The sequence below is a fragment of the Glaesserella sp. genome (assembly GCF_041814905.1).
In the GTDB taxonomy this organism is placed as follows: Bacteria; Pseudomonadota; Gammaproteobacteria; order Enterobacterales; family Pasteurellaceae; genus Glaesserella.
Map to the genome: position 1 here is coordinate 1 of NZ_JBGXYA010000027.1, position 15,094 is coordinate 15,094.

The following is a 15,094-nucleotide window of genomic DNA, read 5'->3' on the forward strand; positions in this document are numbered from 1 at the left end:
CCGTTGATCCCTGCATCGACTTTTTTCAACTGTAACCCTTTTGCCAAATGGCGTAATTGGGTAATTTGGAACAGGTTTTTCGTGGCTTCCGGCAGTAAACCGAAGCGGTCAATCAGCTCGATTTTCAGATCTTTTAAGGCTTCATCACTCTCTGCACTGGCAATCCGTTTATAGAACGATAAACGCATATTCACATCAGGCAGATAATCATCAGGCAGTAACGCCGGCACGCGTAATTCAATCTCCACTTGCTGTTGGGTAATTTCATCTAAAGTCGGTTCACGCCCTTCTTGCAAGGCTTTGACCGCATTTTCAAGCAATTCCATATACAGTGAAAAACCTAAACTCTCAATCTGTCCGCTCTGTTCACTGCCGAGTAATTCCCCTGCTCCACGAATTTCAAGATCGTGGGTCGCCAGCACAAAGCCTGCCCCAAGATTGTCAATGCTACTCATCGCTTCAAGCCGTTGCTGTGCATCTTTGGTTAGCGTTTTTGGCGGTGGCGTCAGCATATAGGCATAGGCTTGGTGGTGCGAACGTCCGACACGCCCACGCAGTTGATGTAGCTGTGCCAAGCCGAATTTATCCGCTCGCTCAATGATAATGGTATTGGCGGTCGGCACGTCAATCCCGGTTTCAATAATGGTTGAGCAAACCAGCAGATTAAAACGTTGGTGATAGAAATCGGACATTACCCGTTCCAACTCACGCTCTCGCATCTGCCCGTGTCCGATCACAATACGAGCTTCCGGCACCAGTTCGGCAAGCTGTTGAGCAGTATTTTCAATGGTCGCCACATCATTATGCAGATAATAGACTTGTCCGCCACGCAGAATTTCACGCAAAATCGCTTCCTTGATAACCGTATCATCGCTTTGTCGCACAAAGGTTTTGATCGACAAGCGACGAGCCGGCGGACTGGCGATAATCGACAGATCTCGCATTCCGTTCAACGCCATATTGAGCGTTCTTGGAATTGGCGTTGCCGTGAGGGTGAGAATATCAATGTTGGCTCGCAGTTGCTTAATTCGCTCTTTTTGACGCACGCCGAAACGGTGTTCTTCGTCAATCACCAGTAAGCCAAGATCTTTAAATTGCACATCTTCTTGCAATAATTTATGCGTGCCGACCAAAATATCGACCTTGCCGTCCGCCACTTTCGCCAAAATCTCTTTCTGCTCTTTGGCGGTTTTGAAACGGGAAAGCACTTCGACATTGATCGGATAATTAGCAAAACGATCTTTAAAATTCTCAAAATGTTGCTGTGCCAACAAGGTTGTCGGGGCAAGGATCGCCACTTGTTTATGGTTCATCACCGCCAAAAAGGTTGCTCGCATTGCCACTTCGGTTTTACCAAAGCCGACATCGCCACACACAAGGCGATCCATCGCTTTCGGCAAGCACATATCGCTAATCACCGCATTGATCGCCGTTTTCTGATCTTCGGTTTCTTCAAACGGGAACGTGTTGCTAAATTGCACGAACGCATCACGATCATACTCGAACGCAAAACCTTTTTGTGCCTCGCGTTTCGCATAGACATCAAGCAATTCCGCCGCCACATCACGAATTTTCTCCGCCGCTTTCTGACGGGTTTTCGCCCAAGCTTCCGATCCCAGTTTATGTAACGGAGCATTTTCGTCCGAGCCACCGATATAACGGCTAATTAAATGGAGCGATGCCACCGGCACATAAAGTTTAGCATCGTTGGCATAATGCAACACAAGGTATTCCGCCTTAATACCGCCTGCATCAAGGGTGGTTAAACCGCCATAACGCCCCACGCCATTTTCCAAGTGCACCACCGCTTGCCCGATTTTCAGCTCGGCAAGGTTGCGGATCAAGGTATCAGGATTAACGGTTTTACGGCTTTTCTCTTGTCGGCGACTTTGCTGTACCTTTTCACCTAACAGATCCGTTTCGCAAATTATCGCCAGTTTTTGACCGCTTGTATCAATAATAAATCCTTGATCAAGCGGTGAGATCAGTAAAGAAATTTGCGAGTCGATGTCTGCTAGCTTTTTCACTTGCTTTGGCTTGATATTCAGCGGTGCAAGTAGTTCCAGCAAGGTTTCCCGTCTGCCTTCCGTTTCCACCGAAAAGAGAATTTGCCCTTTGAATGTCTGCTGAAACTGTAAAAAAGAGGCAAAAGGCTCTTTTTGGTTGGACTGCACCGCAATGTCAGGCAACGGCTCAAGGTTGGCGTTCTGCTTTGCCACCGAACTGCGGACTTTCTCATTGGTTAAAGTTAAACGTGGATAGCCTTTTAGCTGTTGGTTAATCTGATCGATATTGAACCAAAGCTGTTCAGGTGGGAGCAACGGTCGCATCGGATCGACACGGCGACTTTCATAACGTCTTGCCGTATCTTGTTGAAATTGCTCGGCTTTCTGCTGAATATCGGCAAAGGTAATAAACAGCGTCTGTTCAGGAAGATAGTCAAACAAGCTCGCCATTTGCTCAAAAAAGAGCGGTTGCCAATATTCAATCCCAGCATTCAAAATGCCCTTGCTTACCTGTTGGTAAATATGTTCAGGTTCACGGCGGATTTCCCCAAATTGTTCACGGAACTTGCCACGAAAATACTCGATCCCGTTGCTATCTGTCGGGAACTCGTGAGCTGGCAATAAATTGATTTCGTCAATCTGTTCAATGGTGCGTTGATTATCCACATCAAAGGTACGGATCGTATCAATTTCATCATCAAAAAAGTCCAAACGATAAGGCGAGTCAGCTCCCATCGGATAAAGATCAAGCAACGCCCCACGCACCGCATATTCACCATATTCCAGTACTTGTTCTACCGCTCGATAGCCGGCATTTTCCAGCTGTAAGCGTAATTTCTCAATCGAAAAGCGGTCGCCTTTTTTAATCAACAACACATTGTTTGCCAAATAACTCGGCGGACAAACTTTTTGTAATAAGGTAGTGATTGGCAACAGGAAAATCTGCTTCTGCCCTTGTTGCAACTGAAATAGTGCAGATAAACGGGCGGAAATAATATCTTGATGTGGCGAAAAATTGTCGTAAGGCAAGGTTTCCCAGTCAGGAAAAAGCTGTACAGGCAGTTTGGTGAAGCTCGGCAAACTTTTTTCCAACCGCAACGCCGTGCGGGTATCAGGCGTAACCACCACCGTCAAGCCTTGAAATTGCTGGCTTGCCTGCACAATCGCAAGGGTATCCGAATGCCCGATTAAATTACCTAAAGTTTGATGATCTTGATGTGTGCTGTCCGCTTTCGGCAGACGAAATTGAAGTTCAAATGACATACAAGCGGTTTGATTTATCCGAAATATTGCAAATGAGGGGATTGTACCCGCTATGGGAGTTTGTTGCAAAAAATAGGGAAAATCAGACCGCTTGTATTAACAATCAGGCGAGCTTCTTAATGATTAACCGCTTAATTTGGCGTTTATCTTTACGTTCAACAGTCGTAATGGTGGCTTCGACTAAAGAAGCCGATTCCACACCGCAAAATTCGCCGGAAACATTAGATAGACTGGTAAATTGATTACCTTGGAAATCAAAATTACTTAATTCTTGGATTTCACTGTAATTTGCGTTTTTCTTCTGAATATTTTTTATCCATTCTTGTTTTGAAAGTACTAAATCCGATCCGACATGAATTTCAAAATCATCGGCAAGTAATGCTTGTAGTGCCGGAAAATCCCGATGTAACAACGCATTATGTAGCTGATGATTTAGTTCTACAATCTCAGCTTTGGTCATTTCCCGTTCCGCTTTAATAGATTGAATCGCAGGATAACTCCCCGCAATAGACGCGCTTAATCCGAGCAAAACAGCAATAATCGGCTGCCAGAATTTTACTTTTTTCATTTCTATCTCCTCGAGAATTTGAGTATATTATACGCGAATTTTTTGTTTCTCATACTCAGGTTATGTAATGAATGTACAAAATATGATTTTGTGGCGTAAATTTTTCTCCGGATTAGCTTACACCGCAATGCAAAGTGTATTTTTTATCTATTTGCAATATTATAAAGGCTTTGAAGCAAGCCAAATCGCCACAGCGTTTTCATTATTGGTGTTTTCCAGCCAAGCTTTCTCGTTATTTGCCGGTTCATGGGGCGACCGCTTCGGACGTTCTTATATTATGTTGCTCGGTTGTTTGCTAGATACCTTGGCTTATTTGTTGTTATTGCTGACCAATCAATATATTTTCTTATTATTAGCCACATTTTGCTTCGGTTTAGGCAGCACTTTATTCAGCACGAATGCTAGAGCGTTTTTACTCACCAATACGGACGATAACTACGCCTCAAAAGCCAATGCTCAAGGCAAGTTTTTAAAAATCTCCAGCCTTGCATCCATGGCTGCACCGCTGCTGTCGTTACCGTTTATTTTCTATCGTAAAGCGGAATGGTTGATTTGGGTGAGCTGTTTTATTGAAATGGCGATGTTGCTGTTTATGCTCAAAGCCATGCCGAAAGATGAGTGTAAAACCGCCAAAGGCGGACGCTTTAAATTCAGTGAAGTGAAAGCGGTACTAACCAAGCGGTTTGTTTTTGTCCATTTACTGCTCTTTATTCCGTTAGGTTTGGGAAGCGCCTTTTATGTGATTTTTCCGTATATTTTCACCAATTTGCTCGACCGACAAGAGCTAGTTTCCATTGCGTTTTTTGTAAATAATCTGATCGCTGTTTTGTTGCAATCCCGTTTTTCCCGCAAACTCAATCTCGGTATCGCGAAATTGGTCTATATCAGCCCGATTTTGATCATGTTGCTGCTCCTGCCGTGGTTCTATACTCTGCAATCGCTTTCTGTCATCTCTGCCTTTGCCTACTTAGTGATTTTTGCATTGGTAATACTGTTTACTAATACGGCATTGGCAAATGTGTTGGTGAAATTGGATAAGGGTGAAAATCAAGGGCTGATGTTTGGGATGTCGAAAATGATTTTAGCCGTCACCACCACCGGCGTGATGAATGCGTTGCCGTTTGTGTTTTTGATTTAAGCGTTAACAAGCGGCCTGTTTATCTGATTTTTTCGCAAAAAATCGGGGGAAACAGACCGCTTGTCGACATTCGTTCAATTAAATTTATGCTCCCCAAAGGCTTTGGCAATTCCTACCACCACATTCGCTGCCTGTTCCATCACATCAACGGAAATAAACTCAAAACGTCCGTGGAAGTTTTCGCCGCCCGTAAAAATATTTGGTGTTGGTAAGCCCATGTATGACAGGCGAGAGCCATCGGTACCGCCACGAATTGGCTCTAGGTTTGGCGTGATACCTTGTGCTTTCATGACATTTTCAGCAATATCAACCAGATAGCGATAATCTTTGACCACTTCATACATATTGCGATATTGCTCGACAATCTCGACTTTGCCACACTGTTCGCCATATTTTTGTTGCATTTGTGCCATTGTAGCGGTGAGATCATTGCCGAATTTTGCTAATTCTTCACGCTCAAAACTGCGTAAAATGTAGTGGATTTTACATTCGCTTAAATCGCCTTCAAGGTCGTGCAACATAATAAAGCCTTCACGCCCTTCACTTGTTGCTGGAGTTAAATGTGGTGGTAGGCTGTTTTGGAACTCACAAGCTCGTTCTAAGGCGTTGATCATCTTGCCTTTGGCGGTGCCTGGGTGAACGCTACGTCCATAGAAGGTGACGGTTGCGGCATCGGCATTAAAGTTTTCGTACTGCAATTCCCCAAGCGGTCCGCCGTCTAAGGTGTAAGCAACATCAGCGCCAAAGGCTTTGACATCAAAATGATCCGCTCCACGCCCGATCTCTTCATCAGTAGTAAAGCCGATACGGATTTTGCCGTGTTTGATTTCAGGGTGTGCTAACAAGTATTCTACCGCTGACAGAATAATCGCAATCCCAGATTTATCATCTGCACCAAGCAAGGTTGTGCCGTCGGTGGTCACAAGCGTATGTCCGACTAAACCGTTTAGGTTCGGGAAATCCTGCGGCGAAAGGTGATGCCCACTACCTTTGAGCAGAATATCGCCACCGGCATAATGTTCGATCACCTGCGGTTTAACATTTTTACCGTTGAAGTCGGGCGATGTGTCGACGTGAGCCAGTAACCCTAATACGGGAATAGCGTTGTCGGTATTCGCCGGTAAAGTAGCGAACAGATAGCCATGCTCGTCTAAATGAATTTCGGTTAGCCCCATTTGGCTGACTTCATCACGCAATAAATGCAGTAAATCCCACTGTTGCGGCGTACTCGGTACGCTGGAGCTCGTTGGGTCTGACGTGGTATAAATTTGGGTGTAACGGAGTAAGCGGTTAAGAATCGGTTGCTTAGCTACAACAATAGTCATCATAAATTCCTTAAAATACAAGCGGTAAGATATTGTTCTTATTTTGCAAATATAGAAGAAAATCTCACCGCTTGCTAGAATTCATTGGTGTTTTTTTATCTTTCTTGAAAATTTTTAATCCATAAACAGTTTGGTTTATGATTATCCTACTTTTCAGCCGGATCCAATCCTTGAAGAATACGTTTCGCGTTCTCTTCAGAGAGCATATAGTTGTAGTATTTCTTATAAAATTGTTGTGTTTTTTCCACCATGTTCACATCTTTGAATAATTCCGGATGGAACAATTGGCTCGCCCACAAAATTTGAAGCGCCTCTTCTGCGCTGTAGCGATCCCACGGGAAAGTCCCGAGCGGATTCGCATAAATACGTCCGCTTTTCACTGCACTGATACTTTGCCATGTTGGATCCTTTTTGATTTGCTCGATACCTTTTTGGGCATTTTGGCTGCCGATAATAATCACATCAGGATTTGCAGCCAGTATATCTTCCATATTGACTTCGATCATATTTGCCGTGTCAGGAAAAGCGTTACGCCCACCGGTTTTCACAATCCAGTCGCCAATCATTGATTTACCGCCGTCAATTTTCAGTATATTTGCCGAACTGGTGATATGCATCACATTTGGTTTTTGTGATTCCTCAACATTTTTGATTCGTTCAGCGACAAATTGGATATTACCGTCCAGCTCGGCGAGATACGCATTGGCAATTTGCGGCGCATTATCGCCAATTACCTCTGCGGTAAGCTTCACCGTCCGCTTCAAACCGTCGAAATCCTGAAAACTGGCATTCACTGCCGCCAAACCGGCACGGGTAACTTCTTCATACATCGTCGGGTTAGAAAGCAACACTACCTGCGGATTCTGTTTTAACAGTTCCTCCATTTGAATAGTTTGCCCATTAGTCAGTGCCGGCACATTTTTAATATTCGGATACACTTCGTTAAACCACGCACTTGTTTGGATATTCGTCGTCGTTGCGACTAATTTGTTCGCACCGCCAAGTAGCAGTACGATTTGGTTATTGGCATGCCATAAATCAGCGATACGAGTGACTTCATCCGGTACCTCCACACGGTTGCCTTTTACATCCTCAATTATTTTTGCGTGGGCAGACAGCACTAACATTGCGGTAAGACAGAGCGTTGTCAGTTTTTTACTAATATTAAACATCATGGTTTCCTCTTAAATATGCGTAATCGCACAAATTTTACGTTGCAGTTCCGGCACATCAATCAAACGTAATTCGGTTTGATAAAGTGCTTTTAAGTTCTCTTCGGTGAGAATTTCTTGAGTTGATCCCACATTCAACTTTCCCTGTTGGGTAAGGATCGCCACCCGACTTTGAGAAAGAACCTCATCCAATAACATCGGATGATCAGGATTGTGGGTTGTCATAATGATCGAAAAACCTTGTTGTGAAAGCTCCTTAATCAAACTTAAGGTTTTAAATACGTTACCGTAATCGAGAGCGGAAGTCGGTTCATCAAACAGAATCAGCTGTGGCTGCTGTACCAAAATTTTGGCTAAATTAACCAACTGCTTTTCTCCGCCACTCATATGCATATAGATTTTATCGGCAAAATGGCGAATCCCGAGTTTATCCAATGCTTGTTCTGCTAAAGCATAATCCTGTTCTTGCGGTTTACTGAACATGCCTAAATGAGAAGCTCGGCCTAGCAAAACATAATCTAATACTTGATATTGATAGGTTTGCGGGGAATGCTGTGCCACATAAGCAATGTGTTGTGCAATCTGTTTGGGAGAAAGGTTGGCAACAGGCTGATTATTCAGCAAAATCTGCCCTTGTTTAAACGGTAAAATACCGGCAATACAGTTTAATAATGTCGATTTTCCCGTACCGTTGGCTCCGAGAATAGTTAATTGTTCGCCTTTTTGTAACGTCAAATGAATACCGTTTAACAACGGTATAGCGTTATTGTAGCGAAAATGAAGATCACTGATTTGTAACATTAATCCACCACCTTCTGTTTAACCAAAACCCAAGCAAAGAACGGCGCGCCGATAAAGCCGGTTAAAATACCTAACGGAATTTCTTGGATATAAATATTACGGGCAAGTGTGTCGATAACTAATAAGAAAATCGCACCGATAAGACAAGCAAGCGGCAAGGTGTGAAGATTATTGTCACCAAACAATAACCTCGCCAGATGCGGAATAATCAATCCAACCCAGCCGATCGTACCGCTTAGACAAACAGACGATGCCGTCAGCAATGTGGCTAACACTACCATCAGCGTACGTTCCACACGAACGTTAGCTCCAATCAGACGCGCTTCGCGATCACCTAAAGAAAGTACATTGATTCGCCAGCGCATCTGCAATAACAGCCCCGCGGTAACAACGATAATCGGGGCTAATAAATATAAATTATCCGTACTGACTTTGTTCAAACTCCCCAACTGCCAGTAAACAATATCAGCAAGCTGAGTTTCAGGGTCGGCAAGATATTTCATCAACCCTAAAGTTGCCATCATAAACCCCGACACAATAATGCCTGATAGCACTAAAATAATAGTCGATTCGCGCCGCACCAATTTCGGTAAAGCAAGAGTCAACAGCACTGCTGATAGCCCGCCGATAAAAGCAAAACCCTGCACGGCGAGTAGCCCCAAACCGAGTAGAATGGCAAATGCAGCCCCAATACAAGCGCCGCTCGACACACCAAGCAGATCGGGGGAAACAAGCGGATTACGGAAAATGCCCTGATAAGTCGTTCCCGCAACTGCCAGTGCAGCGCCGACCAAAATGGCGCCGATAACGCGCGGTAAACGCAAATTGAAGATAACGTTATGTTGCATATCATTGGCACTTTGCTGAAACAATGCAGCTACAACATCGCCCGGTGCAATATAAAAACGACCGACAGAAAGTGCCGCCAGCGCCAAAATCAACAGTAATGCGCTTAATCCCCACAGGGTAAAGGTGTATTTGGACATAAACTTTCCGATAAAATAAGATTCATTATAAGTTAATTTATATAACGAATCTATTTTAACCGGACTGATAGGATGAATGAAAAGTCAGATGGCTTGCTCAAACAACAAGCGGTCACTTTGCGGAAGTTTTTTGCAAATTTCCTCAACAAAGTGACCGCTTGTTTAGTTGATAAGGACGAATATTTCGAACTTCGATTTCTACCACCCAACAACCCGTGTTTGCATGTTTATCGTTTCAAGTCAGTGGTAAAAAAGCCTTTAAACAGGCTGAATGGCTCCTTGGGTAACGGAAAACAGCTTATCGTCCACCTGTTCACTCCATTGCATCTGCCGAAGTTGATCTTGAGTAATCGCAGTTACAAAAACTTGAGAACCGCTTTGACGCAGGCGATGAGCAAGTAAAGCTCGTTTAGTCGGATCAAGTTCGGACGCAAAATCATCGATTAAAAACAAACATTGGCGCTCTTTCTGAGCAACCAAATATTCCCCTTGCGCCAAACGCAATGCACACATTAATAACTTAAGCTGTCCGCGCGAAAGCACATCTTCCACTGGTAAACCGTTAGCTCGGAAACGAAAATCCGCTTTTTGCGGTCCAACCATCGTGTAGCCGACGCTACGATCGCGCTCAAACCCTTGTTCAAGCATTTCGGCATAGTCGCACCCCTTTTCCCATCCTTGGTGAAAACTCACGCTGATTTCAAGCTCCGGTAAAAAAAATTGACAGGTTTTCTCAATTTCAGGACGCAATGCTTCCGCATAACCGGCGCGGAGATGACTGACGATCTGTGCGAGTTTGGATAATTCCATATCCCAAGGCCTTAGCTCCGCATAACGGCGAACTTGCGCTAACGCCGAATTACGCTGTTTTAATAAACGCTTAAGATTAGACCAGTGAATATAAAATTCCGTATGTTGATGGAATAGTCCCCAATCAAGAAATGCACGGCGAAAAGTTGGCCCACCGTTCAGTAATGTAAGCCCTTCCGGCGTGATCACTTGCATTGGAAGCAGATGAGCGAGATCGGAGATTTTCTTACCGTCTTCGCCGTTAATTTTCAGTGTTGTGTCACCTTGCCGCGATTTTTTCAAACCGACTGACCATGTATGTTTCGCTTCTTCAACCTTGCCGTGCAATACAAAATGATCGTAGTCATAGTGAATAATTCGGTTACTAATATGGCTTTTAAACGAGCGCCCGTGCCCAAGATAGAAAATCGCTTCGAGTAAACTGGTTTTACCGCTACCGTTTTCCCCGACCAAAAAGTTAAAGCCGTGGCTCAAATCAAGATCCACGGCAGTGAGATTTCGGAAATTGTTGATAATTAAACGGGATAGGGGCATTTTTGCTTTTATAAACTCGGTGCTTTATTTTCTCTCTCACGTTGCTATTAAATTACAATCTCATCGGCATAATGACATACTCTGCCGTTGAATTATCACAATCTTCAATTAAACAGCTAGAACTGGCATCCACCAGACTGATACGTACGCGCTGGCATTTCAAGGTATTTAACACATCAAGCAGATAGCTGACATTGAAGCCGACTTCCATCTCGGCATTTTGGTAAGAAACATCGATAATTTCTTCCGCTTCTTCCTGTTCAGGGTTATTTGCCGTGATCTTCAATAAGTTTTCATTTAACGCCAAACGCACACCACGGAAACGTTCGTTGGAAAGAATTGCTGCACGCACCAGCGCACGTTTTAATACATCGGCATCGGCTTCAAGTATACGATCGGCGTTGCGTGGCAACACACGGCGATAATCCGGGAAGCGCCCGTCAATTAATTTGGAAGTAAATACCACACCGTTCATCGAAACGCGTAAGTTGCTGGTACCAATTTCTAAACGAGCGTCACCCTCGTGTCCGACTAAACGTAATAATTCCAAAACGGCTTTACGCGGAACAATCACCGAATGGGTCAGTAAATCTTGGTTTAAAGGAATAGTACAAACGGCCAAACGGTGTCCATCAGTTGCGACCGTTCTTAATAGATTGCCTTCGGTTTCAAATTTCATACCGTTTAAAAAGTAGCGCGCATCTTGATTTGCCATTGAGAATTGGGTTGAATCAATTAAACGAGCCAAAATCCCTTGTTCGATGGTGAAATCTACTTCCGGCTTCCAATCCATCAAATTCGGATAATCATCAGCAGGTAAGGTCGCTAAGTTGAATTTACTGCGATCAGCGCGAATTAATGCACGATCATCTTCGAACTGCACCGAAATAACGCTATCGTCCGGTAAACTACGGCAAATATCGAGGAACTTTTTAGCTGGAATAGTAAATTTTCCTTGCTCTGCAACGGCTTCATACAATTCAGCTTGGGTTGTCAATTCAACTTCAAGATCAGTACCGGTTAATGAAATACGATTGCCGTCTATCTCAAGCAAAATGTTATTAATAATCGGCAAAGTCGGACGGCTGCTTAATACGCCGCATACTTGCTGTAAAGGTTTAAGTAGCTGTTCACGGGTAATAGTAAATTGCATAACAATTCCTTAGGACGATAGTTTGCGTGTTAAATTGATGTAGTCTTCTTGAATACTGCTATCAGTATCCCTAAATTCGTTAATCGTTTTACAAGCGTGCATCACGGTTGTATGGTCTCTGCCGCCAAATTCACGCCCGATTTCCGGCAGGCTATGGTTGGTCAGCTCTTTTGCCAGTGCCATCGCCATCTGACGCGGGCGGGCTACTGAACGGGTTCGGCTCTTGGATTTTAGATCCGACATTTTAATGTTGTAGTATTCTGCAACGGTTTTCTGAATATTTTCGATCGTAATCAAGTGATCGTAAGAAGCGATCAGATCTTTTAGTGCTTCGCGTACCGCATCAATCGTAATTTGACGCTTGGTAAAATTGCTCCATGCAATTACACGGTTTAATGCCCCTTCCAATTCACGTACATTGGTGCGTAATTTTTGACCTAAGAAAAATGCCACATCTTCGTTGAGCACAACCCCGCGCTCCTCGGCTTTTTTCATTAAAATCGCAACGCGAGTTTCTAATTCAGGCGGTTCAATTGCAGCATTAACCCCCCAACTTAAACGGGAACGGATACGCTCTTCAATATTTTCGATATTTTTCGGGAAAACATCGGATGTTACAATAATCTGTTTACTACGTTCGAATAATGAATTGAACGTATGGAAAAACTCTTCCTGAGTGACTTCTTTGTTGGCAAAAAATTGAATATCGTCAATCATCAACACATCAAGAGAGCGATAGAATTTTTTAAAATTTTCAATAGTGCTGGCTTTGATCGCCTTGACCATATCCTGCACAAAACGTTCCGAATGGATATAAACTACACGAGCATTCGGATTATAACTTAAAATCTCATTACCAATAGCGTGCAATAAGTGGGTTTTACCTAAACCTGTTCCACCATAAAGAGAGAACGGATTACAATGGCTTTCACCCGGGTTTGCCGCCACTTGTTGAGCAACGGCTTTCGCCAATTGATTTGATTTACCTTGCACAAAATTATTGAAAGTAAGAGATTCGGTCAAACCGGTACGTAATTGGTTTGTAGCCGGCAACTCCTGTCCTTCTCTGATAGTATGTTCCTGAACCTGTGTTTCTTCCGGCTTGATTCCGACTCGGATCACCACTTGCAGTTCTTCATTTTTTGATAGAAAACGGGCTAAACCGACGATCTCCCCGAGAAACTTATCTTTTACCCAATTTGCTACAAATTGGTTTTGTGCATAAAGAACAAGCTCTCCACTTGCATAACTCGCTTGCAACGGACGTAACCAAGTACTGTATTCCGTTGCAGGAACTTTCGTCTGCAAATGACTTAAACAATCTGACCAGAGGGAAGACACGGGACTCTCCAAATTTTATTGTTATTAAAATGCTATCAAAGGGTCGATCATCATACCCCAAAATTGCACGGAGATCTTGTAAATTTTTGTTTGGTGCGGCGTTCAAAACCCGTTTTAAATAAACAAACAAGCGGTCAGCCCTTAACTTTTTTGCAAAACATTAAGAGAATCTGACCGCTTGTATAATACTGAAAGCAGCGGGAAGTTAGTCTAACTCACCGCAGAAACGATAGCCTTCGCCATGGATAGTAACGATAATTTCCGGCGTATTACTATGCTCCTCAAAACGCTTACGAATGCGACGGATCGTCACATCAACAGTTCGGTCATGGGGCTTTAATTCACGTCCCGTCATACGTTTAAGTAAATCCTCACGAGTCTGGATTTTGCCGGGATTTTCACAGAAGTGGAGTAACGCACGAAATTCACTACGCGGTAATTTGATCACATCTCCTTCCGGATTAATCAAACTGCGGCTATTCACATCTAAGCACCAACCATTGAAACGATAACTTTCGATATGTTGCGGATCTTCTTTCACCGCTTTTTCTTTCTCAGCCATTGTGCGTTGTAATAAATTTCTCGCTCGGATGGTAAGTTCGCGCGGATTGAACGGTTTGGTAATATAATCATCCGCTCCGATTTCCAAGCCAAGAATTTTATCTACCTCGTTATCCCGTCCGGTTAAAAACATTAATGCAATATCCATATTTTCACGCAACTCGCGTGCAAGCATTAAACCGTTTTTGCCCGGCAAATTGATATCCATAATGACGAGGTGAATTTCTTGGTGTTCCAACACTTCATTCATCTCGTTACCATCCGTTGCTTCAAAAACATCATACCCTTCTGCTTCAAAGACACTCTTTAAAGTGTTTCGGGTCACTGCTTCATCTTCAACAATAAGGACTTGTGGGTTTTGCATCTTCCAACCTTATAACAATAATTTAACAAATCTAGCTACAACAAATTGATATGAGAAATGTTGCAAAGTTGTACCATTCTACTTGGCATTTGTAGCATCAGGAATGCTTTACTTAACAATTAATTAGCTTTAATCAAATTTTGGTAAGAAATATATGCCTATTTGTATATAATTTGTTTTATTTTTGTTAAATATTAATATATTCCACAGATAAATTAAAGAAACTTTTTGCAAGTGCTTCCGTTATTGTCTTATGGCTTAACAGGGCATCTTTTTCAGCAAAAACAATACGGGAAACTTCGATCTCATCCAACCCGCGCAGCCTGCGGAAATTTAATGCACTTTGCAGTGGCAAGAAACTCGGGTTAAATGCTGCATTTTCGGCATACTGCCCGGTAATTATCCGTTCACCGACTTGTAGTGCAATGCCGCTGAAGGCCTGACTATAAGGAGCATAAGATTGATTTGCCGCACTAATAGCCGCTTGAGTAAGCTCATCACCACGCAATATAAAATAATGATGTTGTGAATCAAATAAGACCTTTTCAATATTTAAGTCTTTCGGGCCGAAAGCATCCGGAAGATAGCCATGCAACAAATTATGTTGGCTGTGCGGTAAATGAATTTTTAATTGTGCTGCACTGTTTAATTCATTCATAAATTGACGGCAATGTCCACACGGTGTGTAATTAACCACTATATCCGTCAGCTTTTTTTCACCGGATAACCACGCATGAGCGATAGCGCTCTGTTCTGCGTGTACTGTTTGTTGTATAGCATCGTGAGCAAATTCTTGATTACCGCCAAAATAAAATGTTCCGGACTCACCGATAGCAATGGCTCCGACATAAAATTTAGACACCGGAGGAGAAGCATAACAAGCTGCAATCGGTAAACACGCTAACGCTAATTGAACCGGGGAGAGTTGATGTTGTTTGCATAGATAGTCCACATTCTCTTTTTCAATGATCCCTTGCAACTGCTGTGAAATAATCAACTCGACCACTTCAAGAATAATCCCCTTTTTTTGTTGTGCTAGGTTGATTAATGCAGTTTTAATGTTTACTGACAT

At 43.2% G+C, this 15,094-nt stretch carries 12 protein-coding genes; 1 reads left to right on the plus strand and 11 read right to left on the minus strand.

Going from position 1 to position 15,094, the window contains the following annotated elements; all coding sequences use genetic code 11:
* Positions 1–3,269: transcription-repair coupling factor (mfd, locus tag ACEYJ7_RS04175; RefSeq protein ID WP_373777802.1), on the minus strand; the 3,269-nt coding region annotated here is incomplete at its 3' end.
* Between the two features lie 103 nt (positions 3,270–3,372).
* On the minus strand, positions 3,373–3,837 hold the full coding sequence (locus tag ACEYJ7_RS04180) for a nuclear transport factor 2 family protein (RefSeq protein WP_373766879.1): 465 nt from the start codon (positions 3,835–3,837) through the stop codon (positions 3,373–3,375).
* A gap of 67 nt (positions 3,838–3,904) precedes the next feature.
* Here ACEYJ7_RS04180 and ACEYJ7_RS04185 point away from each other — a divergent pair, with 67 nt between their 5' ends.
* Positions 3,905–4,975, plus strand: a complete 1,071-nt coding sequence (locus tag ACEYJ7_RS04185; protein WP_373777803.1) for an MFS transporter — start codon at positions 3,905–3,907, stop codon at positions 4,973–4,975.
* Between the two features lie 74 nt (positions 4,976–5,049).
* On the opposite strand, the gene pepT is transcribed toward ACEYJ7_RS04185, so the two are convergent.
* The 9 genes from pepT to cdd form a co-directional block, all read right to left on the minus strand.
* Positions 5,050–6,303: a peptidase T gene (gene pepT / locus ACEYJ7_RS04190; protein WP_373777804.1), complete on the minus strand. Its 1,254-nt coding sequence runs from the start codon at positions 6,301–6,303 to the stop codon at positions 5,050–5,052.
* Between the two features lie 143 nt (positions 6,304–6,446).
* Positions 6,447–7,475 (minus strand): ABC transporter substrate-binding protein, encoded by a 1,029-nt coding sequence (locus ACEYJ7_RS04195; RefSeq protein ID WP_373777805.1) that lies wholly within the window; start codon positions 7,473–7,475, stop codon positions 6,447–6,449.
* 9 nt (positions 7,476–7,484) lie between these two features.
* Entirely contained in the window at positions 7,485–8,273 is a 789-nt protein-coding gene (locus ACEYJ7_RS04200) for an ABC transporter ATP-binding protein (protein WP_373777806.1), read from the minus strand.
* Positions 8,273–9,259 (minus strand): FecCD family ABC transporter permease, encoded by a 987-nt coding sequence (locus ACEYJ7_RS04205; protein ID WP_373777807.1) that lies wholly within the window; start codon positions 9,257–9,259, stop codon positions 8,273–8,275. The genes ACEYJ7_RS04200 and ACEYJ7_RS04205 overlap by 1 nt, the downstream gene beginning before the upstream one ends.
* Positions 9,260–9,517: 258 nt before the next feature.
* Complete coding sequence (gene recF / locus ACEYJ7_RS04210) at positions 9,518–10,603, minus strand: DNA replication/repair protein RecF (RefSeq protein WP_373777808.1); 1,086 nt, start codon at positions 10,601–10,603, stop codon at positions 9,518–9,520.
* 52 nt (positions 10,604–10,655) lie between these two features.
* The gene (gene dnaN / locus ACEYJ7_RS04215; RefSeq protein WP_373777809.1) at positions 10,656–11,756 is read right to left on the minus strand and encodes a DNA polymerase III subunit beta; all 1,101 of its coding nucleotides are present in this window, start codon (positions 11,754–11,756) and stop codon (positions 10,656–10,658) included.
* A gap of 9 nt (positions 11,757–11,765) precedes the next feature.
* On the minus strand, positions 11,766–13,109 hold the full coding sequence (gene dnaA / locus ACEYJ7_RS04220; protein ID WP_373777810.1) for a chromosomal replication initiator protein DnaA: 1,344 nt from the start codon (positions 13,107–13,109) through the stop codon (positions 11,766–11,768).
* Positions 13,110–13,302: 193 nt separating this feature from the next.
* A complete protein-coding gene (arcA, locus tag ACEYJ7_RS04225) occupies positions 13,303–14,022 on the minus strand; it encodes a two-component system response regulator ArcA (RefSeq protein ID WP_373777811.1) in 720 nt (239 codons plus the stop codon).
* Positions 14,023–14,209: 187 nt separating this feature from the next.
* A complete protein-coding gene (gene cdd, locus ACEYJ7_RS04230; RefSeq protein WP_373777812.1) occupies positions 14,210–15,094 on the minus strand; it encodes a cytidine deaminase in 885 nt (294 codons plus the stop codon).